At 66.1% G+C, this 20,483-nt stretch carries 18 protein-coding genes and 1 tRNA gene; 7 read left to right on the forward strand and 12 right to left on the reverse strand.

Annotation, left to right across the window (positions count from 1 at the left end):
- Positions 1–63 precede the first annotated feature (63 nt).
- Both K244_RS0103410 and K244_RS0103415 read left to right on the forward strand, forming a co-directional pair.
- The gene (locus tag K244_RS0103410; RefSeq protein WP_020184843.1) at positions 64–288 is read left to right on the forward strand and encodes a hypothetical protein; all 225 of its coding nucleotides are present in this window, start codon (positions 64–66) and stop codon (positions 286–288) included.
- A gap of 159 nt (positions 289–447) precedes the next feature.
- Complete coding sequence (locus K244_RS0103415; protein WP_020184844.1) at positions 448–639, forward strand: hypothetical protein; 192 nt, start codon at positions 448–450, stop codon at positions 637–639.
- On the opposite strand, the gene K244_RS0103420 is transcribed toward K244_RS0103415, so the two are convergent.
- Positions 636–1,031 carry a hypothetical protein gene (locus tag K244_RS0103420; RefSeq protein WP_155931565.1) on the reverse strand — a complete coding sequence of 132 codons (396 nt, stop codon included), beginning with the start codon at positions 1,029–1,031 and terminating at the stop codon, positions 636–638. The genes K244_RS0103415 and K244_RS0103420 overlap by 4 nt on opposite strands.
- A gap of 116 nt (positions 1,032–1,147) precedes the next feature.
- Here K244_RS0103420 and K244_RS0103425 point away from each other — a divergent pair, with 116 nt between their 5' ends.
- Genes K244_RS0103425 through K244_RS0103435 form a run of 3 tightly spaced genes read left to right on the forward strand, consistent with a single transcriptional unit; the run spans position 1,148 to position 3,005 of the window.
- Positions 1,148–1,834 carry a TIGR02594 family protein gene (locus tag K244_RS0103425; RefSeq protein WP_020184846.1) on the forward strand — a complete coding sequence of 229 codons (687 nt, stop codon included), beginning with the start codon at positions 1,148–1,150 and terminating at the stop codon, positions 1,832–1,834.
- 3 nt (positions 1,835–1,837) lie between these two features.
- Positions 1,838–2,200 (forward strand): hypothetical protein, encoded by a 363-nt coding sequence (locus K244_RS21410; RefSeq protein WP_020184847.1) that lies wholly within the window; start codon positions 1,838–1,840, stop codon positions 2,198–2,200.
- Between the two features lie 7 nt (positions 2,201–2,207).
- Positions 2,208–3,005 carry a hypothetical protein gene (locus K244_RS0103435; RefSeq protein ID WP_020184848.1) on the forward strand — a complete coding sequence of 266 codons (798 nt, stop codon included), beginning with the start codon at positions 2,208–2,210 and terminating at the stop codon, positions 3,003–3,005.
- Positions 3,006–3,074: 69 nt separating this feature from the next.
- Here K244_RS0103435 and K244_RS0103440 read toward each other — a convergent pair whose 3' ends face one another.
- From K244_RS0103440 to K244_RS0103465, 6 genes are all read right to left on the reverse strand, one after another.
- On the reverse strand, positions 3,075–3,440 hold the full coding sequence (locus tag K244_RS0103440; RefSeq protein ID WP_155931567.1) for a hypothetical protein: 366 nt from the start codon (positions 3,438–3,440) through the stop codon (positions 3,075–3,077).
- Positions 3,441–3,724: 284 nt separating this feature from the next.
- Complete coding sequence (locus K244_RS23465) at positions 3,725–4,039, reverse strand: hypothetical protein (protein ID WP_210164319.1); 315 nt, start codon at positions 4,037–4,039, stop codon at positions 3,725–3,727.
- Positions 4,040–4,936: 897 nt separating this feature from the next.
- A complete protein-coding gene (locus K244_RS21415) occupies positions 4,937–5,236 on the reverse strand; it encodes a hypothetical protein (RefSeq protein WP_020184851.1) in 300 nt (99 codons plus the stop codon).
- On the reverse strand, positions 5,233–5,427 hold the full coding sequence (locus K244_RS23470; RefSeq protein WP_020184852.1) for a hypothetical protein: 195 nt from the start codon (positions 5,425–5,427) through the stop codon (positions 5,233–5,235). The genes K244_RS21415 and K244_RS23470 overlap by 4 nt, the downstream gene beginning before the upstream one ends.
- On the reverse strand, positions 5,424–5,714 hold the full coding sequence (locus K244_RS0103460; protein ID WP_020184853.1) for a hypothetical protein: 291 nt from the start codon (positions 5,712–5,714) through the stop codon (positions 5,424–5,426). The genes K244_RS23470 and K244_RS0103460 overlap by 4 nt, the downstream gene beginning before the upstream one ends.
- Before the next feature lie 17 nt (positions 5,715–5,731).
- Positions 5,732–6,301 (reverse strand): hypothetical protein, encoded by a 570-nt coding sequence (locus tag K244_RS0103465; RefSeq protein WP_155931572.1) that lies wholly within the window; start codon positions 6,299–6,301, stop codon positions 5,732–5,734.
- Positions 6,302–6,379: 78 nt separating this feature from the next.
- On the opposite strand from K244_RS0103465, the gene K244_RS0103470 reads away from it, so the two are divergent.
- Positions 6,380–6,456, forward strand: a tRNA-Pro gene (locus K244_RS0103470).
- 50 nt (positions 6,457–6,506) lie between these two features.
- Entirely contained in the window at positions 6,507–6,812 is a 306-nt protein-coding gene (locus K244_RS0103475) for an ETC complex I subunit (RefSeq protein ID WP_020184855.1), read from the forward strand.
- Between the two features lie 33 nt (positions 6,813–6,845).
- Here the strand turns inward: K244_RS0103475 and K244_RS0103480 are convergent, their stop codons facing one another.
- From K244_RS0103480 to K244_RS22535, 5 genes are all read right to left on the reverse strand, one after another.
- On the reverse strand, positions 6,846–8,153 hold the full coding sequence (locus K244_RS0103480) for an HlyD family type I secretion periplasmic adaptor subunit (protein ID WP_020184856.1): 1,308 nt from the start codon (positions 8,151–8,153) through the stop codon (positions 6,846–6,848).
- On the reverse strand, positions 8,153–9,862 hold the full coding sequence (locus K244_RS0103485; protein WP_346430353.1) for a type I secretion system permease/ATPase: 1,710 nt from the start codon (positions 9,860–9,862) through the stop codon (positions 8,153–8,155). The genes K244_RS0103480 and K244_RS0103485 overlap by 1 nt, the downstream gene beginning before the upstream one ends.
- A gap of 152 nt (positions 9,863–10,014) precedes the next feature.
- Entirely contained in the window at positions 10,015–16,101 is a 6,087-nt protein-coding gene (locus K244_RS0103490) for a peroxidase family protein (protein ID WP_197027140.1), read from the reverse strand.
- 487 nt (positions 16,102–16,588) lie between these two features.
- A complete protein-coding gene (locus K244_RS0103495) occupies positions 16,589–17,251 on the reverse strand; it encodes a response regulator transcription factor (protein WP_020184859.1) in 663 nt (220 codons plus the stop codon).
- Positions 17,248–20,289, reverse strand: a complete 3,042-nt coding sequence (locus K244_RS22535) for an ATP-binding protein (protein ID WP_024816289.1) — start codon at positions 20,287–20,289, stop codon at positions 17,248–17,250. The genes K244_RS0103495 and K244_RS22535 overlap by 4 nt, the downstream gene beginning before the upstream one ends.
- Positions 20,290–20,483 lie beyond the last annotated feature (194 nt).

A 20,483-nucleotide genomic window follows, 5' to 3' on the forward strand; every position in this document is an offset into this window, starting at 1 on the left:
GATGGTTGCGCGATCTGTGACAGTCATGCGACAAATCTAGCCCCGCGACACAAGGGCGCTCGCATGTCGAAGCTGTCTGAACTCCAGGACGAGCTAGCGCATCATGAGGCGAGCGTGAGGGCCTACCGCTACGCGGGGGCCAACGCAGGCGAGATCGAAGCGCTTGAGTGCCATGACGCGGTGGTCGCCGCGCAGAAGAAATGCGCCGTCCTGCGCGCGCGCATCGCCATGATCTCTCAGGGCGCGCGGGATGATCAAGCCGCCGACAAGGCTCGAATGCCAGGGTAAGCTAAGCCTGCCGCCATCTCGCACGTATCGAGCCGCCCTCCGGGGCGGCTTTTTTGTTGGAGCCCCGCCATGGACCCCTACGACGAGACGCTGCCCGACGAGGGCTTCGTCAACGACTGAACCGGCCGCCCGCGAGGCGGATTTTTTGTGGAGTGACGGATGAACGACACCGAATGGTCCGATCGAGAGCATGTCCGCTCCGCGCAGATCGAAACGGCGTTCCTGGCGCGGGCCGCAGACGTGATCGAGTTCACCCAGACCCCGTTCAATGTCGAGGGCTTCCTGGCCACGTTCGATGGTGGCCAGGAAGTCTTCATCGACCTAGGACCGATCTCGCACGGCGCGCGCTAGTTTTTCCCGCTAGGGGCTGGCTGGTAGTAGGGAAGTAGCTGTGTCGCCGCCTCGCTCATCTGGCGAGCAAACCCTTCACTCAGCTGGAATTTGAGGTTTGCGCCGTTCCGCAGGAACAGCAGCATATGCGCCCCGTCGACATCAATCCCGATGCCTCCGCCGACCGCGTCCACTGGGATCGCCGTGCCTTCATTGGGCTTTCCGCTTTGGAGGTCCAGCAATGCCTTTTGTAGCGCCCCCTGCAGAAGGTGAATGCCATCTACGTCCGATATGAACGAGACATCTTGGCCATTCTCAAAATGCAACTCAAAACGCCCAAGTCCTAAACTTGGATTTGTTTTTGAGTGTAGATCCCGAAACTTCGGTGCATTCGCCGGATCTTCGTCGGCCATCTGAAACCCTCCCCTGGAAGCTCCGAATAGGAGCACGCGGCGCAGCCGCGGTCGAATCCGACACTCGTCTTGTCGCCCCGCCCTCGAGCGGGGCTTTTTCATGTCCGGAGACTGCCATGAACGTGCTGGCCATCCAGCAGCGCTTGACCGCGCTCGGCTACAATCCTGGCCCCCTCGACGGGGTGTGGGGCCCGACCACGCGGAAGGCCGTCATCGCCTTCCAGACGGCGAAGAAGCTGTCCCAGGACGGCGTCGTGGGGCCGAAGACGCTCGCGGCTCTGAACGCCGCAGCGACCGGCGGCGGGGTGCAGGCGACGCCGCTCACGGTGGGCGAGCCCGTTTGGGTTCAGGAGGGCCGCCGACGCCTTGGTCTGCACGAGAGTAACCCCGCGCTGAAGGCCTTCCTCAAGTCGGACGGCAAGACCCTGGGCGATCCCGAACGCCTGCCATGGTGCGGCGATTTCGTGGAGACCTGCATCCGGCTCGTGCTCCCCGACGAGATTCTGCCGGCGAACCCGTATTTCGCGCGCAACTGGCTCGCGGTCGGGGTGAAGTGTCCCGAACCGGTTGTCGGCTGCATCGCCGTGTTCGAGCGCGGGCCGAACGCCGGCCACGTCGGCTTCGTCGTGGGCCAGGACAAGACCTATCTGTCGATCCTCGGCGGCAACCAGAGCAACAGCGTCAGCGTCTCGCGGATCGCGAAGAGCCGGGCGCTTGGCTACCGCTGGCCCAAGACGGCCGGCGCAATCACGGTCGCGCCCATGGCGGCGGCGACCGGCGACATCACCACCAACGAGGCCTAACCCATGTCCAAAGCCATCACCAAGCCGCGGCTCGCTGACGTCGTCGAGGATGCTGTCCGCAACCTGCCGAACAGCGCGACCCCAGCAGAAGTCGCCAAGCGCGTCGTCACCGACCCCGCGATCTCACCTGCCCTGAAGCCCGTGTCCCGGTGGGCGTCCGAGACGCTGCAGGGCATTACGGCGGCCGGCGCCGCGCAGGTTCTCAACGTGCTCGGCGTCACGAAGAGCCTCGTGATCGTCGCCGGCTGGTTCGGCCAGACGTGGAACGCGGATGAGGTCTCGACCGTCCTCACGACCGTCGTGACGGCCGCCGGCCTCGCCTATGCCTGGTACGGCCGCGAGACCACCACGCGCCCGCTGGCCTGACCGATTGATGGCTGACGATATCCCTGAGGTCGCTCCGACGCTCGGCGTCGCTACAAACCCCGAGATTGCGAGGCAGGCGTTGGAACAGCTCAGGGCGGAGGTTGGCGAACTCAAAAAGGAGCTTCGCGACGCCAACGCCATGCGCAAAAGCCAACAGCCGCTTCAGAACGGAAGCGGCAAATACTCGCTGTTCAAGGACTGGAACCTAACTCCGGCAACGACCATCCTCCTCCTCGGGATGGCCGCCGGTAGCGCATTCTGGGTGTGGACAGTCTCGGACAAAATCAGCGAGATCACGCCGCAGGCCAATCGCATCGTCACGCTTGAGGCTGCCAATACCGACCTTAAGAACCGTTCTTCCGCCCTTGAGCAACAGAACTTTCAGTACAAAGAGGATCGCGTCAAATACCGGGAAGGCATCGCGACCCAGCTTCAGGTCATGAAGGACGATATTGGGTCCCTGACGCGCAAGCAGGAGGGGATTGAATATCGCGTCGCACAGCTAGAGACGGACCGAACGGCAATCAACTCCAGGCTGGATCGAACTTTTGACATTTACAACAAGCGCTTTGACGACAACCGGACGGCAGCGGCCGATATGGCCGGGGACATCAAGGTGCTTCGCGAACAAACCCAACGCATCATCACATGGCTGGAGGCGAGGGGTCGCAACCCGCCGATCCCTTTCGACCAAAATCAGACATGGAGAGGGTTCCCGCCCCGCCCGGATCCCTTCATCCTCAGGGCCGTCCTGCGCCCCGTGTTCCTCCGAGGGTGGAGAGGGAGCGCTAGGGCGCCGTTCTGAGTTCTTTGCACATTATGCAAACATCCCGCCCGTCTCGGCTCACGCCGGGCGGGCGGTCCTTTTTGCGTTCTAGTAGTCGATGTCGACCTCTGGCGCGCTCTCCCGCGCATAGATCTCGCTCGCGGTCTTCGTGCCCAACGGCCGGGTGCGGCCCTCGGCTAGCGCCTTGAGAAACTCCGCCTCCGCGGCGCGCGCCGCTAGCTTAGCGTTTGGTTCCCAGCCTCTCCCCAGCAAGACGCCTCCGTTCGCGATCCAATGCCATTCGCCAACGTGCCCGTGGGTCGTCTTGTCCTTCCGGATGCGGAGGCAGGACGGATAGCCCTCGTAGGGGCTGGCGACCCAGTCATCTTGGTCGTGAGGCTCGTCGGGCCATGTGCGGCGCCATGCGAAGTGGAGAGGCGGCAGTTCGGTCATCCGCCCATTATGGCTCGCCACCCACCCCACGCCAGCACGCAGATGCTTCCAGCGAGGATGATCGCGAGCTGGATGGTGGTGGGACGGTTCATTCCTTGAGCCACCACCACGACGCGACAGCAGTCGCCGCGGCTAGGGCAACGATGACAGCGAAGATGATGCCCGTGGTCTGCGGGTCGCAACTTTCGCAGCCTTTAGCGGCCAGTGCCGCCCCTCCAACAGCCCCCGACCCTACCACGGCAACCTCCGATTAGCCCACGCAGGCGTTGCGGCAAGGAGGGAGAGAGCGAGAAGGGCGGGGCGGGTCACGGCCGTGGTATCATCTCGGACCAATGCGTCGGCTCCCAGCGATCGAAGTGACGATCATAATCCGGATAGTCCTGGTCTTCCTCTAGAAATGCGCATGGGTTATCGAGGGAAAAATAATAGCTTACCTTGCCCGCGTCCGGGTTAGGAACCTGACGGACAGACCATCCTTGCGGCGTTTTGCCTTCGGATGTTGTTTCCGGCTCGACGTGGCGCACGAGGCTCCCAGCAGAAAACCAAACGCCATTGGTCAGCATGACGCGAGTTCCGTCACGTGGGACGGTGTCGATCGGCTTCCACATGCCGCTTTCCATCGTCCTCACCCTCCGCCTTCTTGAAAGGCCCGCCTCGATTGCTAATCCACACATCTTGGTCGCCGTCAGACAGGATCGCGCCGACACGAGCCGCCCATTCGTCGGTTCCTCATAGGATAGCGGTTTTGCCCCCAGCCGGTGGGTAGTTTTCAGCAGGGTAGCCGTGCGGCGTGTAGCCTCTCAGAGCCTCGGCGTCTAACTGGCTCCCAAACGTGTAGGTGGGCATCCTACCCCTCCGCCTTCGCCGTCTCAGCGCGGGAGATAAGCGCGGAGAGAAGGGCGGAGCATATGGCAAGCGGCGGGGTCGCGGCAGATACGTTGATTTTCTGCATGCCGCCCTGCCGCCAACCATCGGGGCCAACTTCGAGAAGAAGACAAGACCCACGCTCGTCTCCGCCGGGCCAAAACATGACTTCATAGGACCACCCCGGCAACGTCCGCTCTACCAGCGCCACCGCAGCGTCAATCGACGTGTCGGGCTCCCCGGCGTAGCCTCCGGTCAGCGATACGCAGATCTCGTTCGCCAACTCCCTATCCGCCCCACTTGCGGCTGCGACGCGCCTCTGAAGATCTCGCAGCGTGTCGAGAGAGGGGGTCATGGGCGGGGGTCTCCGAACACTTTCTGTCGTAGTTCGTTTGGGATCAGATCAGGCCCCCAGTGGGTTTTAACCGCCCACATGAGAAATGCTTCGGCGTGCGAAGCGCCTTCTGCGGGCTGGGGCTGAGCCGCAATCCTCAGCCCTTTTGGGGGATCATCCGGCCAAACCATCCCGGTATCATCGGTGAAGGCACGCCGCATCTCCAGAGAGTCCCACGCGAAGGAGATGAACCCCCGAAAAGCCGGGTATCCCAAAGCCTCCTCAATCTTAGAGATCGCTTGCTCGGTCTGTGTATCGCTCACCGTCCCGCTCCCTTCTCCGCCCGCTGCTCGACACGAGCCGCCATCTCGTCTGCGCGTGCCTTGGCGCGCTCAAGCGGCGACAACGGAAACGGCGCCAACGGCCCCGCCGGCTTGTCCGAGTAGCGCGCTAGATAGGCCTTCCGCGCGCTCAGCCAGGCCTTGTAGGGCCACATCGCCCGCTCCCCGAACGGATAGGCCGCATCGATCGCTTTCTTGCGATCTGCAAACGACGTGTCTGCCGGAAGTGTGGTGTGCGCCTCGTTGATCGCACGCCATGCTACGTTCCCCCAGGTCATCGTCCTGCCTCCGAGGGAGGAGGCGGGCACTTGACCCAGACGCAGCCATGCCGCTCGAGGTTGGCCTTCATCGGGACGTAGACCAGCACGTAGCCGGACAAGGCGAGGCCGATCACTGCGCCGAGCCCGGCGCAGATCCAGTATTCGCGGTCGCCCATGTGAGCGGGCTTGAAGGGCTGGGGCAGCCTCATTCGCCTTCCCTCCCTTCGCGGGAGAGCGGGGAGGCGACACGAGGCTTGCCGTAGTCGAGGACGTACCGCTTGGCCTCGTCCTTAGTCATTGCCTCGCCTGACCAGTCGTTGACGATCTCTCCGTCGACAGCGTCGATCAGGTCGCAAAGGGCTTGCTTCTGGTCGGGCGTGTCATTCTGGGTCGCAGCTCCGGCTGACATGCCAAACTCGGCATATCGCTGCGCGGCAGCGATGGTCGCTTCGTGCGTGAAGCGCCAACCCTTAAGCGTGCCCCACTTCAGCGTCATGTGTTCCGGTCGGCCCATCACCCCACACTCCCGCCATGGGAGGGCGGGGAGGGGTGAACGGGATGCAGCGACAGCCCGGCGATCCGCCAGCCGTCCTGATCCCGTAGGCGTAGGCTCTCCAACCCATCGTACTCGTCGATGGCGTAAGCGGTGCCGCGATCCAGATCTTGGATTACGAGCTTGGCATGCTGGTCGCTCGCAGCCGCCCCAAGCTCCTCCACAACTTGGACCAGCGCAGGGTCCTCGCGGTCGATGTCACTCGGGGTCAGAACGAAATTTTCGTAGGCTCGGTTGGAGGCCTGACGATCAGCGAGGCTAGCCGAGTACCAGTCGTCGGTCGGGATGATGCCGATCCGTTCGTTGGCCGGCACGGTCCACCACGTGGTGAGCCATCCGGAAACGCGGCTCTTTTCGGGGTAGAGCGTCAGCCCCTTGATCTCGGCATATCGGCGGATCGCCGCTTCTGAAAGGCCAAAACCGCCGTAGCAAACATTGATCACCACGCCGGCCTTCGCCCGTGGGGCGGGGGGAACGGACGCGGAACCTGCTTCGGGAGCATTTCGGGACGGGTTGTCCAGATCGGTCATGATTTCACTCTCTGTTCCGTTTTTTGGCGCTTGCGGAACAGGGCTCGGAAGGCCATAACCCCTAGAGAAATGAGACTTCGGGGCGTAGCTCAGCCTGGTAGAGCGCCTGCTTTGGGAGCAGGAAGTCGCATGTTCGAATCATGTCGCCCCGACCAGTCGTTTTTCGCGCACGACCACTGCTAAGGACCCGCCCGAGGACCCCGCCATGACCGCACGCATCTACAAGCCGGCGCGCACCGCGATGCAGTCGGGCGTCGGAAAGACCAAGCGCTGGCTGCTGGAGCACGAGGCGGCGGAAGCGCGGCGGATCGAGCCGCTGATGGGCTGGACCTCCTCCGGCGACACCCGCGCGCAGGTGAAGCTCTGGTTCGACACCAAGGAAGAGGCGATCGCCTACGCCGAACGCGAGGGTCTCGCCTTCCGCGTCCAGGAGCCGAAGCCGGCCGCGCCGCGGACCTTCTCCTACTCCGACAATTTCCGCGCCGGCCGTCCCGAACCCTGGACGCACTGACCGGGCCTCCGAGCCGTACGGCCGGTCCTCCGGTCAGTCCTGCCGGAACGCCTTCGCCACCTGATCGGCGAGGGGTTTGGTGAAGTACGACAGCATCGTGCGGTAGTCGGTCTGCACGAAGGCCTCCGCCGGCATGCCGGGCACGAGCACACGTTCGCCGAGCCGTGCGCGCTCGCCGGGCGCGAGCGCGATCCGCACGGGGAAGTGCGAGGCGCCGCTGCGCTGGTCCACCACGACATCGGCCGCGACCATCGTCACTTCGCCCGCGAGCTCCGGCGTCGTCCGCTGGTTGAGGCCGGACATCCGGATGAACGCCTTCTGGCCCACGCGCACCTGATCGATGTCCTGGGGCGCGATCTTCGCCTCGACCATCAGGTCCTCGCCGTCGGGCACGATCAGCATGACTGTTTCGGCCGCGCCGATCACGCCGCCGGGGTTGAAGACGGCGAGTTGGTGGACGACGCCGTCCTGCGGGGCGAGCAGGTCGATGCGCGCGAGCACGTCGTCGGCGGCGGTCTTGCGTTCGACGAGCTCCGCCTGCTTGGCCTGAATTTCCCGCAGCTCCTTCGAGACTTCGCTCCGGAGATCCTGGTCGATCTGGATGATCTGCTGCTCGATCTCGCTCAGCCTGCCGCGCGCCTGCGCGGTTTCCGAGATGAGCTGGCCGCGCTCGCCGCGCAGGCGCGTCTCCTCGCGGCGCAGGTTGGTGACGCGGGTGAGCGGCACGAGCTGGCTGCGGTAGAGGCTCTCGACGCCGACGAGCTCCTTCCGGATGAGGTCGGTCTCGTCGGCCTTGGAGACGGCCTGCTGTTCGAGGCCGTGGATCTGCTCCCGGGTCTGGTCGATCCGTTCGCGGAGCTGCCGGACCTGCCCTAGGCGCGCCTCGCGCCGGGCGGCGAACAGCTTCAGCTCGCCCCCCAGCAGGTCCTCCACCTCAGGCATGCTGCGCCGGGCGGCCATGCGGAGGCTCACCGCCATCTCTGCGGCGCCGTCGCGCTCTGCGACGAGGCGCATCTGGCGGGCGGCGAGCTCGTCGAGGCCCTTTTCGACGATGGCGAGGCTCGCCCGCGCCACCGTTTCGTCGAGGCGCAGGACGACGGCGCCGGCCTTTACGCGGTCGCCGTCGCGGACGTTGATCGCGCCGACAACCCCGCCGGTCGGGTGCTGGACCTTCTTCACATGGCGGTCGACGACCACCGAGCCTGGCGCCACCACGGCGCCGGAGAACTCGACGCTGGCGCTCAGGCCGCCGATCCCGATGGTCAGGAGCGCAAAGCCTGCGGCCGCCGCGATGACGTGCCGCCGGATCGAGCGGTGCACGGGAGAGATCTGGGCGCTCATCACACGGCTCCTGCGGGCACGACGGTGAGGGAAGGGCCGGCCGCGACGCGCGGCATCGCCGGCGTCGGCCGCTGGAAGTTGGGCAGCACCTCGTCCTTGCGGCCGAAGGACTGAACGCGGCCGTCCTTCATCGCGAGGATGACGTCGGCGGGCGCGAGCGCGCTGGAGCGGTGCGCCACGACGACCACGACGCCGCCGCGGTCACGCACGCCCTGGATCGCGCGGCCGAGCGCCGCCTCGCCCTCGGTGTCGAGGTTGGAGTTCGGTTCGTCGAGGACGACGAGGAAGGGCGAGCCGAACAGGGCGCGGGCGAGGGCGACGCGCTGCCGCTGCCCGGCCGACAGCGCCGCGCCGCCGTGGCCAATCTGGCAGTTGTAGCCGCCGGGCAGGCGCAAGATCATCTCGTGGACGCCCGCGGCCTGGGCCGCGGCGATCACCGCGTCAGGGTCCGGCGCCGCGCCGAAGCGCGCGATGTTCTGCTCGATCGTCCCGGCGAAGAGCTCCACGTCCTGCGGCAGGTAGCCGATATGCGGGCCGAGCTGATCGGGATCCCACTGGTCGAGCGACGCGCCGTCGAGGCGGATCTTGCCGCGGCGCGCCGGCCAGACGCCGACGAGCATGCGCGCGAGCGACGACTTTCCGGAGCCGCTGGGGCCGATCACGCCGAGCGCCGATCCCGCCTCCAACGCGAAGGAGACGTCCTCCACGAGCAGGACCTGCCCGCCGGGCGCCGCGGTCGCGGCGGATTCGACGCTGAGCCGCATGCGGGGCGCGGGCAGCTTCATGGTCTGCGCCGTCGGACGCGTGGTCCGCAGCGTTTCCTTCAGCCGTCGCCAGCCCTGCCGCGCCCCGACGAAACCCTTCCAGTTTCCGATCGCGAGGTCGACCGGGGCGAGCGCCTTGCCCGTCAGGATCGAGCTCGCGATCATGATGCCGCCGGTGGCCTGGCCGTCGATGACGAGGTAGGCGCCGACGGCGAGCACCGCGGACTGCAGCGCCATGCGCAGGACCTTCGACAGCGCGCCGAAGCCGCCGGAGACGTCCGAGGTGCTGCGCTGGTGGGTGAGGAAGCGCGCGTTGGCTTCGCCCCAGATGGCGCAGAGCCGCCCGCCCATGCCCATCGCCTCGACCACTTCGGCGTTGCGGCGGCTGGCTTGGCTTACGCCTTCGCGCGCCATGCCGGCGGCCACCGCCTGCTGCGCCGCGCCGCGCGTGAGCAGCTCGGTCAGGCCTGTGACGGCGATCAGGACGAGCGCGCCGGCGAGGGTGGTGAGGCCGAGCCAGGGATGGAAGGCGAAGCACACCGCGAGGTAGATCGGCATCCACGGCAGGTCGAACAGCGCGCCTGGCCCGCTGCCGGAGAGGAATGCGCGCACCTGATCGAGGTCGCGCTGGGCCTGCATGCCATCGCCGTCGCCCGACGACAGCAGCGCCCGGCGGACGGTGCTGCGGAACACGACGGCGTTCAGGGTTTCGTCCAGCCGCACGGCCACGCGGACGAGGATGCGAGCGCGCAGAAGGTCGAACAGGCCGAGGAAGGCGTAGAGCAGCAGCACGACCAGGCCGAGGCCGACAAGCGTCGGCAGGCTGTGGCTGGGCAACACCCGGTCGTAGACTTCCATCATGAAGACGGCGCCGGACAGGGTCAGCACGTTGGCGGCGCCGCTGACGAGGGCGACGGCGACCAGCGCGCCGGCGTTCGATCGGATGAATCGGTAGGAGGCTGGGTTCGGAGACACGGGTCTCTCCGTCGGCGGGAGCTGAGATCAGGCGGGGGGCGGAACGTCGGGCGACGGGAAACGGGAAGCGGGAAGCCGGAACGCCGCGGGCGGCGCTCGGCTTCCCGTCCCTTCGCGTCGGGCTAGGCGAGCGCGAAGTCCGTGATGTCGACGTTTGCGATGTTGACCCCCACGAGCAGGACCGTGCCGCCCGCGACCGTCACCAGCGTGCTGCTGCTGACCTGCGAGAACGTGACGTTGGCCGCGAAGTTCTGAGCCGTAACACCGAGCGACGAGAGGTCGATATGGTCCTGTCCTCCGGCGGCGATCGCATCGAACTGGTTGACGCGGTCGTTTCCGAAGTTGGCGGTGAGGCGGAAGAGATCGTCGCCGCCGCCTGCGCCGCTCAGGATGTCGTTGCCGCCGCCGCCGTTCAGCACGTCGTTTCCGGCGCCGCCGACCAGCGTGTTCGCCAGCTCGTTGCCCGTGAGCGAGATCCCGGCGCCGGCGCCGTAGTTCGCGCGCAGACTTTCGATCGACGAGCCGGCGGTGATCGTCCAGCTTGTCGCGGCGTAGACCGTGTCCTGGCCTTCGCCTACCGCCTCCAGCACGACGTCGCCCGCGGAGTCGACATAGAACGCGTCGTTTCCGAGCCCGCCGTTAAGTTGGTCCGCCCCACCGCCGCCGGTGAGAGCATCGTCGCCGTCGCCGCCGTTGAGCGTGTCCGCCTTGGCGCCGCCGACGATCTTGTTGTTCAGTTCGTTGCCGGTGAGGGTGATCCCGGTCGCGGCCGAGCCGTAGTCGCTTCTGAGGGTCTCGACCGCCGAGCCGGCGCCGAGCGTCCAGCTCGACGCGGCGTAGACGGTGTCGGTCCCCTCGCCGGCGAGTTCGGTGACGACGTCGCCGATCGCGTCGACGTAGTAGGTGTCGTTGCCGATCCCGCCGCGCAGTTGGTCGGCGCCCAGGCCGCCCGTCAGGACGTCGTTCCCCCCGCCGCCGACGAGGATGTCCGCGGCCCCCCCGCCGAAGATCTTGTTGGCGAGTTCGTTGCCGGTCAACGTCAGGCCGGGAGCGCCCGCGCTGTAGCGTGCGCGTATGGTTTCGACCGCGGATCCCGCCTCCAGCGTCCAGTCCACGGTGCTGTAGACCGTGTCGCTGCCGCCGCCGGCCGCCTCGACCGCCCGATCGCCGGCCGCGCCGACGATGTAGGTGTCGTTGCCGGCTCCGCCGTTTGCCTCATCGGCGCCGAGCCCGCCGTCGAGACGGTCCGCGCCGTCGCCGCCGGACAAGGTGTCCGCCTTGGCGCCGCCGTAGAGGGCGTTTGCGAGCTCGTTGCCCCCGATCGCTATGCCGACCGCCGCGGCGCCGTAGTTCGTGCGGATGGTCTCCACCGACGAGCCGGAGCCAAGGGTCCAGGACTTCGAGGCGTAGACGACGTCGGCGCCTTCGCCCGCGTCCTCCAGCACCACGTCGCCGAGGTTGTCGACGTAGTAGATGTCGTCCCCGACGCCGGCTTTGAGCGTGTCCGCGCCGCCGAGGCCGTCGAGCTTGTCCGCGCCCGCCCCGGCGTGGATGAGGTTGTTGCGGGCGTCGCCCGAAACCTGCTCCGGCGCGACGTCGTGCACGGTGACCGTGAACGCCTTCTCGAAGGTGAACTCGCCGTCCGAGACCCGCACCGTGACGGTGTGGGACACGTTCTGCTCGAAGTCGATGAGGGTCCGGTCCGCCACCGTGATCTGGCCCACCGCGTCGATCGCGAAGCGCCCGTCGGGATCGTCGATGATCGAGTAGACGAGCCCTGCGGGCCCGTCCGGATCGGCCGCCAGCACCGAACCCACGATCACGCCGTTGACTCCGTTCTCCGTCACTTCGAGAGCCGTCGCGGCGGTGATGTCGGTCGGCGCGTCGTTGACGTTGATCACGGCGTCGGTCGGCTCTGAGAACACGCGCTCGGTGAGGCCGAGACCGTCCACGAAGCTTGCGATGGCGCGGATCTGCAGACCGACTTCGGCCTGGGTCGGAGTAAAAATTTCGCCCGTGGCGCCCGCGATATCCACCCAGGAGTCGATGCCGTTCTGGGTGACGAAGACCTGCCAGGTCACCGTCATGGTGCCGGGCTGGATCCCGTTCACGTCGTCCACGTCCACGAAGGCGGTCAGCTCCTGCGACTGCTCGGGCGACAGGTTGCTGATCGTGACCGATCCGAACGGGACGGCGTTGCCGCTGCCGTTGATGTCGATGGTCACGTCGGCGAACTGCAGCCGCTCGATGCCCCACAGCCGATCGACGCCGTCGACGCCGGTGGTGTCGGTCACCGTGATGCTGCCGTCGGGCGCGAGGCCGTCGATGACGTAGTTCGACGCATTGCCTGTGAAGGCGGCGGTGTCGACGTCGTCGGTCGCGTTGACGTCGAGGATCTCGCGAACGGCCACGAGCTGCGACGGATTGATCTCGCGGGAGAGCAGCCTCGCCCTGAGCGAAGACAGGCTGTTCACCGAGAACAGTTCGACGTCATGGTCCTGCGGATCGCGCACGCTGATCCGGACGTTCAGCCAGCGGTCGCCGTCGATGATGTCGTCGCCGCCTTTGCCGGTGATCAGGTCGTTGCCGTCGCCGCCGAGGATGATGTCGCCGCCTGTCGATGGGTCGAAGACGACGCCGTTCGGATCGAGCAGGCGGGGCCCGAAGTACTGCTGCAGATTGGCGATCCGGTCGACGCCCGCCTGGGTGAGCACGTTTTCGGCGCCGTTGCCCCCGATGGTTCCGCCCCCTCCGACGGGGCGGTTTGTCCCCGTCAGGATGTCGTCGAACTTCCAGCCCGAGAGCCCTTCGACCGAGTCGAACCGGTCGCGCAGGATGAGCGCCTGCTGGGTCACGAAGATCGGGATGCCGAGATCGGAGTTGGCCGCGACGGGGTCGCTCTTGTGAATCGCCCAGTCGAAGCCCGCCATGCCGTTGTTGCGCTGGATCCCGGCGCCCTCGACCATGATGTCGTCGCCGTTTTCGCCGTCGTAGTCGGTGTCGTTGCCCTGTCCGTTCAGGATGTCGTGGCCGACGATCGTGCTGTTGAAGAACAGCTGCGAGTTCTCACCGCTCAGGCCGTCGAAGCCGTCGCCGCCTTCGATCCAGTCGTCGCCCTCGTTGCCCAGAAGGTTGTCGGCACCGGTCCCGCCAAGGATGAAGTCGTTGCCTTCGCCGGCGAATACCTCGGTGGTGTTCACCCCTGCGAAGATCGCGTCCTGGCCGCGTCCGCCGTGAAGGATGTCGAGGCCCGCGCCGCCGCTGATCACGTCGTTGCCGTCGCCGCCGCGCAGGAAGTCGTCGCCGAACGGATCGATGATGATGTCGTCGCCGTCGCCGCCGAACACCTGGTCGGATTCCATGCCGGCGTTCAAGTAGTCGTTGCCCGCGCCGCCCCAGAGGGCGTCGATGCCCTTGTCGCCGAGCAGCGTGTCGTTGCCCTCGGTGCCGCCGAGCACCACGTGCTCGCCGCCGCGGAACTGGAGGTAGCCCCCGTCGGCATGGCCGTCGCCGTCGACGTCCGCGCCCGGAGCCCGGCGCGTCACCTTCGGCGTCAGGGTCTGCGTGGTCGGATTGTCGAACACCGGGTCGGCGCCGATCTGCACCGCCTGATTGAGTTCAAGGATGAGGTCGGAGCGACCGAACAGGTCGCCCGGCAGATGCGACGATCCGGGGTCGCCAAGGTCGGTGTTGCGCATCACCAGCTGCGAGAAGGTGTTGGCCTCGAGCTCGTTCAGCAGATTCAGACCCTGGGTGCGGCTGAGGTAATAGAGCCGATCGCCGTTCTGGAGGTTCGTGAGCTGGGCCTCGAAGACGTAGGTGAAGGTCGAGCCCAGCATGCCGCCGAACTCCATCTTCTGTTCGGCGAGGCCGCCGATCCAGAAGTCGACGTTGTTGAGGCCGGTCTCCAACGCGGCCCAGCCGCCGGTGCTGTTGAGGAAGTCCTCGCGGTCCGCCGGCGGCGTGTAGGTCACGCCGTTCACGACCTCCGTCGTGCCGAGCACCAGGGCCGTGGCCGCCGCGCGCTTGCCGGCGAGCGTGGTCTGCGAGGTGATGCTCTCATGCGTGCCGTAGGCGGCGATGAAATTGACGATCGACAGCGGATTCTTGATGTTTCCGGTGAAATCGAGCCAGCTGTCGTACGGCTTGATCTGCGCGAAGCCGGTGTCTTCGTAGAACTGCGCGCGAGCCTCGTTCAGCGACGGCACGCCGGTTTCCCGGGCGCGGGCGATGTTCAGCGCGGCGAGGTCGAGCGGCAGTCCGACGAGGTTGTTGCGCAGCGCGTCGGTGACGAACTCGTCGATCTCGTTGCCGATCTGCCGGGTCGAGCCCCGGATGATCGCGCCGGCGGCTTCCGCCGCGGTGACCCCGCTCCCCTCGAACTGCTGCGGGTTGAGGAACGCGTCGAACAGCGCGATGTCGTCCGACGTCATGTCGGCGTCCATGCGGGCGACCGTCTCGGTCAGCATGGAGTGGCCGAAGCGGTAGACCACGTGCGCGAACTCCGCCGTGATCGAGGGGTCGATGTCGGCGGTATTGGTGAAGACGAACGGGTTGACCGCCGGCTGCACCTTCCGCGCGAACTCCTCGAACACAAGGTGCTGATACTCCATCTCGGTGACGAAGCGGGCCGCCTGGAACAGGCGCTCGCCGTCCCACACCAGCGTGCTGGTGTCGGCCGGGATCTCGGTGATGTCGTCGACCAGCCATTCGTTGATGAAGGCGAGGTCGCCGGACTCGAGGATGGTCTCCTTGTTGGCCTCGACCAGGCGATTGTGCTCGGCGTGGAACACGGTGTGGACCGCCGTCAGGGCGATGTTCTCGTTGCCGCGCCCGTCGCCCGTGATGTAGTGGGCGTCGAGCATCTCGTTGTCGTAGGTCAGCGGGTTGTTGTCGTCGGCCACGAGGTCCTTGCCGTCGATGACGCCGTCGAGATTGACGTCCGCCAGGTCGGCGAGGTCGATCACGCTGTCGCCGTTGGCGTCCTGAATCCGTCCCGCGCCGGCGGCGAGGTCGGCGGCGTCGATCGCGCCGTCGCCATTGACGTCCAGCACGTCGCTGTCGGCCACGAGCTGGACCCGTGGCGTGCCCGGGTTGTGGTCATGATCGACCAGACCGGGGACGGCGTGATGGGCGATGTCGTTCAGGAAGGCGTGGCCGGTGCGAACCGTATCGGCCGGCAGCGGCCGGCCGCCGGCGACGCCTTCGACGAAGCCTGCGGACGTCGCGATCTGCGCGAAGCCGTTCGGCCCGAGTATCAGGTTGCCGTAAGGGTCCGTCCGCAGCAGCGGCACGTCGTGGACGTCGTTGTCCGTAAGACGCACGCCGAGCATCAGGGCCTGGGCCTTGATCTCGGCCCAGTTCGCGATGCCGCCGTGGGCGCCCTCAAGCAGGATGCCGGTCGAGACCGGATGGGAGTCCGGCGTGCCGTCGCCGTCGGAATCGACCGAGAAGGCGTACTCCCGCAAAAACGCCTGGTGCGAGGGGTGCGAGGTGTAGGTCTGGTTCTGGTCGATCCAGGAGGTCGTGGTGTTGACGGTCTCGTGCCCGGCGACCTGCGTGCTGCGGGTGAGCGCCATGAAATTCAGTTCCGGATGCGCAGGATCGTAGAGCGGATCGTCCGGCTGCAGCGGGATGTAGACCGTGCCGTTGCCGCCCTTGGTGATGAGGTCCAGGCCGTGGTCGAAGAACTGGCCGAAGAAAGTCATCCAGTCGTTGAACGGAGGCGAGAGCCCGATGTCGGGCGATTGGTTCGGGATGAGCGCAAGCTCGTCGATCGTGGGGACATAGCCGGCTGGCGGAGGGGCGCCGTGCGCCTCTTCGTACAGCGCCTGGGCGATCGGGTTCGCGTACCACGCCGCGACCGCCGCCGGGTTGTCGGGTGACATGTCGGCGATGAGGTTGCTGATGATGCGGGGGTCGGCGTCCACGACGCTCCCGGTCGATCCGTAGTCGTTGTTGGTCAGCACAACGCCTGGGCCGACGGCCATCGAGTCGTCGCCTTCGTTAAGGAAATTCGGATCGAGCATCCGCGGCAGCACCGTGTCGGCGGCGCCGATCGTCTCGTGACCCGGCAGAAGATTGTTCAGCGTGCCGTCGACCGTCCGCAGCCCGTAAGGCAGCAGCGTCGAGTCCGGCCCGATGATGTCCTGAAGGGACTCGCCGGCGGAATGACGTTCCGCAATTTTGATCTGCGCAAGAATAAACACCAAGTCGTCTTGGTTGACTGTAAAGCTCGTAGACATGACCCTAGCCCCTGTCACGTGTCTTGAAGCATGCGCGTCCGCTCTGCGCGCACGATGGCGCAGGATGGACGGCTGTTGCTGATGGTCTGAATTGACCCCCGGAGCGATTTCTTGCGATCGCTCTATTTCGATCAATTCCACAATGCGGGAAAGGACACCAGTATGTCTGAATTGATAAGAGATAAGTTCATGTTCTATGCAGATATATATATTTATCCAAATTTCATCGCGGTTTTCAGCAAGAGGGATGGTCTGAGATCGCTTGGTGATCGTCAATCCGAGACGGAAATGGCTCGCATAATGCGTCCATAAGACAGAAACAAGTTCAAAATGAAATAATTGTTCTGGAGGTATACTTGGGGTTTTTACATACGCCGGATGAGGCGCCCAGCAGAGGCGCGTTGGCGCGGGGCGGCCCAAAAGCGTGAAAGTTCCGCTTTCGCCGTAGCGGTCACGGCCTGGAGAAGGTGTTCAGCGCCGCTGCGGCGGACACCCGGTTGTGCACCCCCAGCGTACGGAACAGCGCGTTGACATGGACCTTCACGGTGCCGTCGGAGAGGCTGAGAATCCGCGCGATCTCCTTGTTCGACTTTCCCTGCGCGATGAACTCAAGCACCTGCCGTTGACGGGGCGTAAGCTGGGCGGGATCCGCGATCTCGGGGGAATGCGGATAGCTGACGGGCGGCGAGGACATCGCGGGTTCCGGCTTCATCATGAGCGGTGGAACGTAGACTTGTCCCGACTTGATCACGCGCAGCGCGCTCACCACGTCGTCGATGCTCATCGTCTTCGGCACGTATCCGTTCAAGCCGATCGACAGCGCCTTCAGGATGTCTTCGCGGGAGTCCGAGCCCGAGACCACCGCAAGCTGCAGATAGGGAAACTCCTGCCGGACGATCTGCAGGCTCGCGACGTTCATGACGCCGGACATGCTGATGTCGAACGTCGCGAGGCTGATCTCAGGATGGCGGTGCAGTCGCTCGATCGCTTCGTCGAGCGTGTCTACGTCCACGACCTCGTCGAAGCCGAGCTCGTCCTTGAGCACGGCGGCGAGCCCGGCCTTGAACAGCTCGTGGTCATCCGCGATGAGTGCGATCGATCGCGACGGGATCATGATGCTTCCTCCGCTCGGCTCGACCAGGACGGGCCGGCTTGGCTGGACGACGGCGTGGGCCGCACCAGGGTGGTTACATGATCGCGAAGAATCCTTAATCGTCGCTGCGACGCCACGATGAGCGGTTTCGACTGCCGGATCCGCTGGCGCGCCTGCGTTTTCGCAATGCAGGCCACCTCGATCTCCCGGCAGGCGGAGGCCAGCTCCGTCATGCCGAACAGGCTCGCCGTCGAGATCAGGCTGTGAGCCATCTGGGCGACCTCCGTCGGCCGGATGGCGCCGCCGCTGCTGGCGCGCGAAAGCAACTGGGACAAGGCGTCGTCGAACGGCTCCAGGGCCGCGATCGTCCGGTCCGGGCCAATCAGCCTGATGAGCGTCTCGGCCTCGTGGCGGTTCGCCAACCGTTGCGGCTCCACGTCTTCCGGCTCTGCGGCGACGGCCGCAAACCGGTCGACGACCGAGTAGAGCTCGCCCAGGCGAAGAGGTTTGCTGACGAAGCCGTCGAGGCCGGCTTGCTGGAACTCCGAGATCTGCGTGGGCAGGACGTTCGCCGTGCAGGCGATGATCGGCAAAGCGCGAGCGGGGTGTTCGAGGTTGCGGATCGCGCGCGTCGTCGAGAGGCCGTCGATCCCGGTCATGAAGATGTCCATAAGCACCAGATCGAACGCGTGCTTCTGGACCGCCGCGATCGCCTCTTCGCCGCTTCCGACAATGGTGACCTGATGGCCAAGGCATTGCAGGAGTTCGCGCGCCACCTCCTGGTTCACGGCGATGTCCTCCGCCACGAGAATGCGCGCGCTGCGGGCGAGCGACGTTGGCGCGGGGAAGGAGGCTGCGGGATCGACGCCGGGTTCGGCGGCCTCGCGAAGGGCAAGAGTGAAGTAGAGCGTGGTGCCCCGCCCGACCTCGCTCTCGATCCCCACGTCGCCGTTCATGGCCTCGACAAGACGCTTGCTGATCGCGAGGCCCAGACCCGAGCCGCCGAAGCGGGGCTGAATTGATGGGTCGGCCTGGAAATAGCGGCGGAACAGGTTCTTCTGCTGTTGCCGTGTGATCCCGATCCCGGTGTCGGTGACGGTGAACCGCAGCATCCAGTCGCCGCTCTCGGATTTCTCTCCGGTGATCTGCAGCTGGACGGAGCCCGCGAAGGTGAACTTGGCGGAGTTGCTGACGTAGTTGATCAGCACCTGCTTCAGGCGGTTGTCGTCGCCTTCGAAGAAGCGCGGGAGGTCAGGGTCCATCACGATCTGCAGCCGGAAGTCCTTCTTGGCGAAGGCGGCGCTGGTGAGGACTTCGACGTCGTGCACGAGTTCCGAGAGTTCGAAGCGGCGCGTCCGGATCGTGACCCGTCCGCTCTCGACCTGCGCGAGATCGAGGATGTCCTCCATCATGGTGGCGAGCGTGGTGCCGGCCTTTATGATGCGGAGCACGAGGCGCTTCTGCGCCGGCTGGATCGCCGGCTGAACCGCCAGGAGGTCGGCGGAGCCGAGCATGCTGTTCAACGGCGTCCGGATCTCATGGCTCATGGTGGCCAGCAGTTCCGACTTGGCCAAGCTGGCGCGCTCGGCGGTCTCCTTCGCGGCCCGCAGTTCGTCCGCCTGCCGCCGCGCGGCCGACACGTCGGTGATGGTGAAGATCTCTCCGCCGTCGATCACCGGCGTCGATCGGATCTCGAGGAACGCTCCCCCCTCAGGATGGTGCTCGAACACCATCGACGGGCCGACGGCGGCTCCCTCCCGCGCGATGTGTTCGTCGCGCAGCCGGCGCAGCTCCGCGCCCGGCTGGCGCCCGTCCGCTTCGGCCTGCGAGGCCCGCAACAACTGGCGCGCGTGGTCGTTGCACACCGTCATCTCGCCTTTGGCGTTCAGCGCAACGAGTCCCTGATCCATGTTCTCGAGCGTGGACTCGAGCAGCGTCGTCTTGAGAGCCAACTCCCCGGTCCGCTCCGCGATCTGGCGCTCGAGCCCGTCCCGGGCCGTCAGGATGAGGCGCGCCTGCTCGCACAGCCGCTGCGACGCCTGCGCGATCGCGCGGCCGACCATGTTCGCCTCGACCAGCGGCGTCGTCGGCGGCGCGAGCGGCCGGCCCGATCCAAGCTGCGTGGCCAGTTCCCCAAGCGCCTCCTGGGCCCGTGCGACCTTGCGGCCGACCCAGAAGGCAAGAGCGCCGGCGACCGTCGCCATCGCGGCGGCGAGACCAGCGAACAGCAGGAGCGACTCGTACAAAGGGGCCCGTAGGGCGGCTTGGCTGACGCTCGTGGCCACGAGCCATCCCGACCGCGGCGACCGCCGCCAGTAGGCGAAGACAGGAACCCCGCTCGGATTGAGGCCTTTCCAGGCGCCCTGCTTGCCGACTTCGGCGGCCTCCGCGAGTTTGGTCAGGGGCCGTCCGACGAACTGCTCCTCGTCCGCCGAGCGGCCGATGATGACGCCGTTCCGATCCAGGATCGTGGCGTGGAACAGGCCCGGCTCCAGGCTCTCCCGCAGGATCTGGGACAGGTCCCGCGGGCTGATCTGAGCGCTGAGATGATAAAGCGTCTGGCCGTCCCTAACGATGGGAACGACGACGCGCAGCCTCATGGCTCCGCTGGACAAAGAGGCGTCGAGTCCGGACACGTAGGGCGTCGCGCCGCTCGGACCGAACTGGACGTCGTTCGGATCGGCGGAGGCCGCACGCGGCGGGCCAAACGGCGCGGCGGTATTGACCAGCTCCAGATGGTCGAGGCTGTCGAGAGAGATCACCACGTTCTGCGCTGCCGCGGTGGGGCGGACCTGCGCGTCGAATGCGGCGAAGTCGCCAAGCGTGAGGTGAGGCGAGGTCGACAGGGCCTGCAGCAGGGCGACGGCGCCGCCTATCCGCGCCTCGATGGCGCGGGCCACATCCGCGTTTGTCTTGTCGACGACAGTCTCAAGCCGCGTGCGCTCCGCCCTTGCGAAATAGGTCGTCGCGATCGCCGCCAATATGATGGGCGGCAGCGCGAGCGCGAGCGAAAACACAGCCAGATACGCGAATAGCTTGCGAGGGCGAACGGCGCGCATGACGCTGCGCTTTCAATAATGCCAAAACTAAGCGGTTCACGGTTACTTTATACAGTTTCGTATCCGAGCGGAGCCTACCCATTTGGACGTACAGGAAGACTTCAGTATCTTTACGTAGAGGTATTATGACACTCCCGCGCGCAGGGCGTCGCTGGCGCAGGCGCGCCTCGGCCTCGCCAGCCCGTTGGGCGCGC

This window comes from Methylopila sp. 73B (assembly GCF_000526315.1).
Lineage (GTDB): Bacteria > Pseudomonadota > Alphaproteobacteria > Rhizobiales > Methylopilaceae > Methylopila.

Coding starts and splice junctions, on each gene's coding strand:
- K244_RS0103410 (WP_020184843.1), top strand. CDS start 64: ATGTCGAAGCTGTCTGAACTCCAGGACGAGCTAGCGCATCATGAGGCG.
- K244_RS0103415 (WP_020184844.1), top strand. CDS start 448: ATGAACGACACCGAATGGTCCGATCGAGAGCATGTCCGCTCCGCGCAG.
- K244_RS0103420 (WP_155931565.1), bottom strand. CDS start 1,031: ATGGCCGACGAAGATCCGGCGAATGCACCGAAGTTTCGGGATCTACAC.
- K244_RS0103425 (WP_020184846.1), top strand. CDS start 1,148: ATGAACGTGCTGGCCATCCAGCAGCGCTTGACCGCGCTCGGCTACAAT.
- K244_RS21410 (WP_020184847.1), top strand. CDS start 1,838: ATGTCCAAAGCCATCACCAAGCCGCGGCTCGCTGACGTCGTCGAGGAT.
- K244_RS0103435 (WP_020184848.1), top strand. CDS start 2,208: ATGGCTGACGATATCCCTGAGGTCGCTCCGACGCTCGGCGTCGCTACA.
- K244_RS23465 (WP_210164319.1), bottom strand. CDS start 4,039: ATGGAAAGCGGCATGTGGAAGCCGATCGACACCGTCCCACGTGACGGA.
- K244_RS21415 (WP_020184851.1), bottom strand. CDS start 5,236: ATGACCTGGGGGAACGTAGCATGGCGTGCGATCAACGAGGCGCACACC.
- K244_RS23470 (WP_020184852.1), bottom strand. CDS start 5,427: ATGAGGCTGCCCCAGCCCTTCAAGCCCGCTCACATGGGCGACCGCGAA.
- K244_RS0103460 (WP_020184853.1), bottom strand. CDS start 5,714: ATGACGCTGAAGTGGGGCACGCTTAAGGGTTGGCGCTTCACGCACGAA.
- K244_RS0103465 (WP_155931572.1), bottom strand. CDS start 6,301: ATGACCGATCTGGACAACCCGTCCCGAAATGCTCCCGAAGCAGGTTCC.
- K244_RS0103475 (WP_020184855.1), top strand. CDS start 6,507: ATGACCGCACGCATCTACAAGCCGGCGCGCACCGCGATGCAGTCGGGC.
- K244_RS0103480 (WP_020184856.1), bottom strand. CDS start 8,153: ATGAGCGCCCAGATCTCTCCCGTGCACCGCTCGATCCGGCGGCACGTC.
- K244_RS0103495 (WP_020184859.1), bottom strand. CDS start 17,251: ATGATCCCGTCGCGATCGATCGCACTCATCGCGGATGACCACGAGCTG.
- K244_RS22535 (WP_024816289.1), bottom strand. CDS start 20,289: ATGCGCGCCGTTCGCCCTCGCAAGCTATTCGCGTATCTGGCTGTGTTT.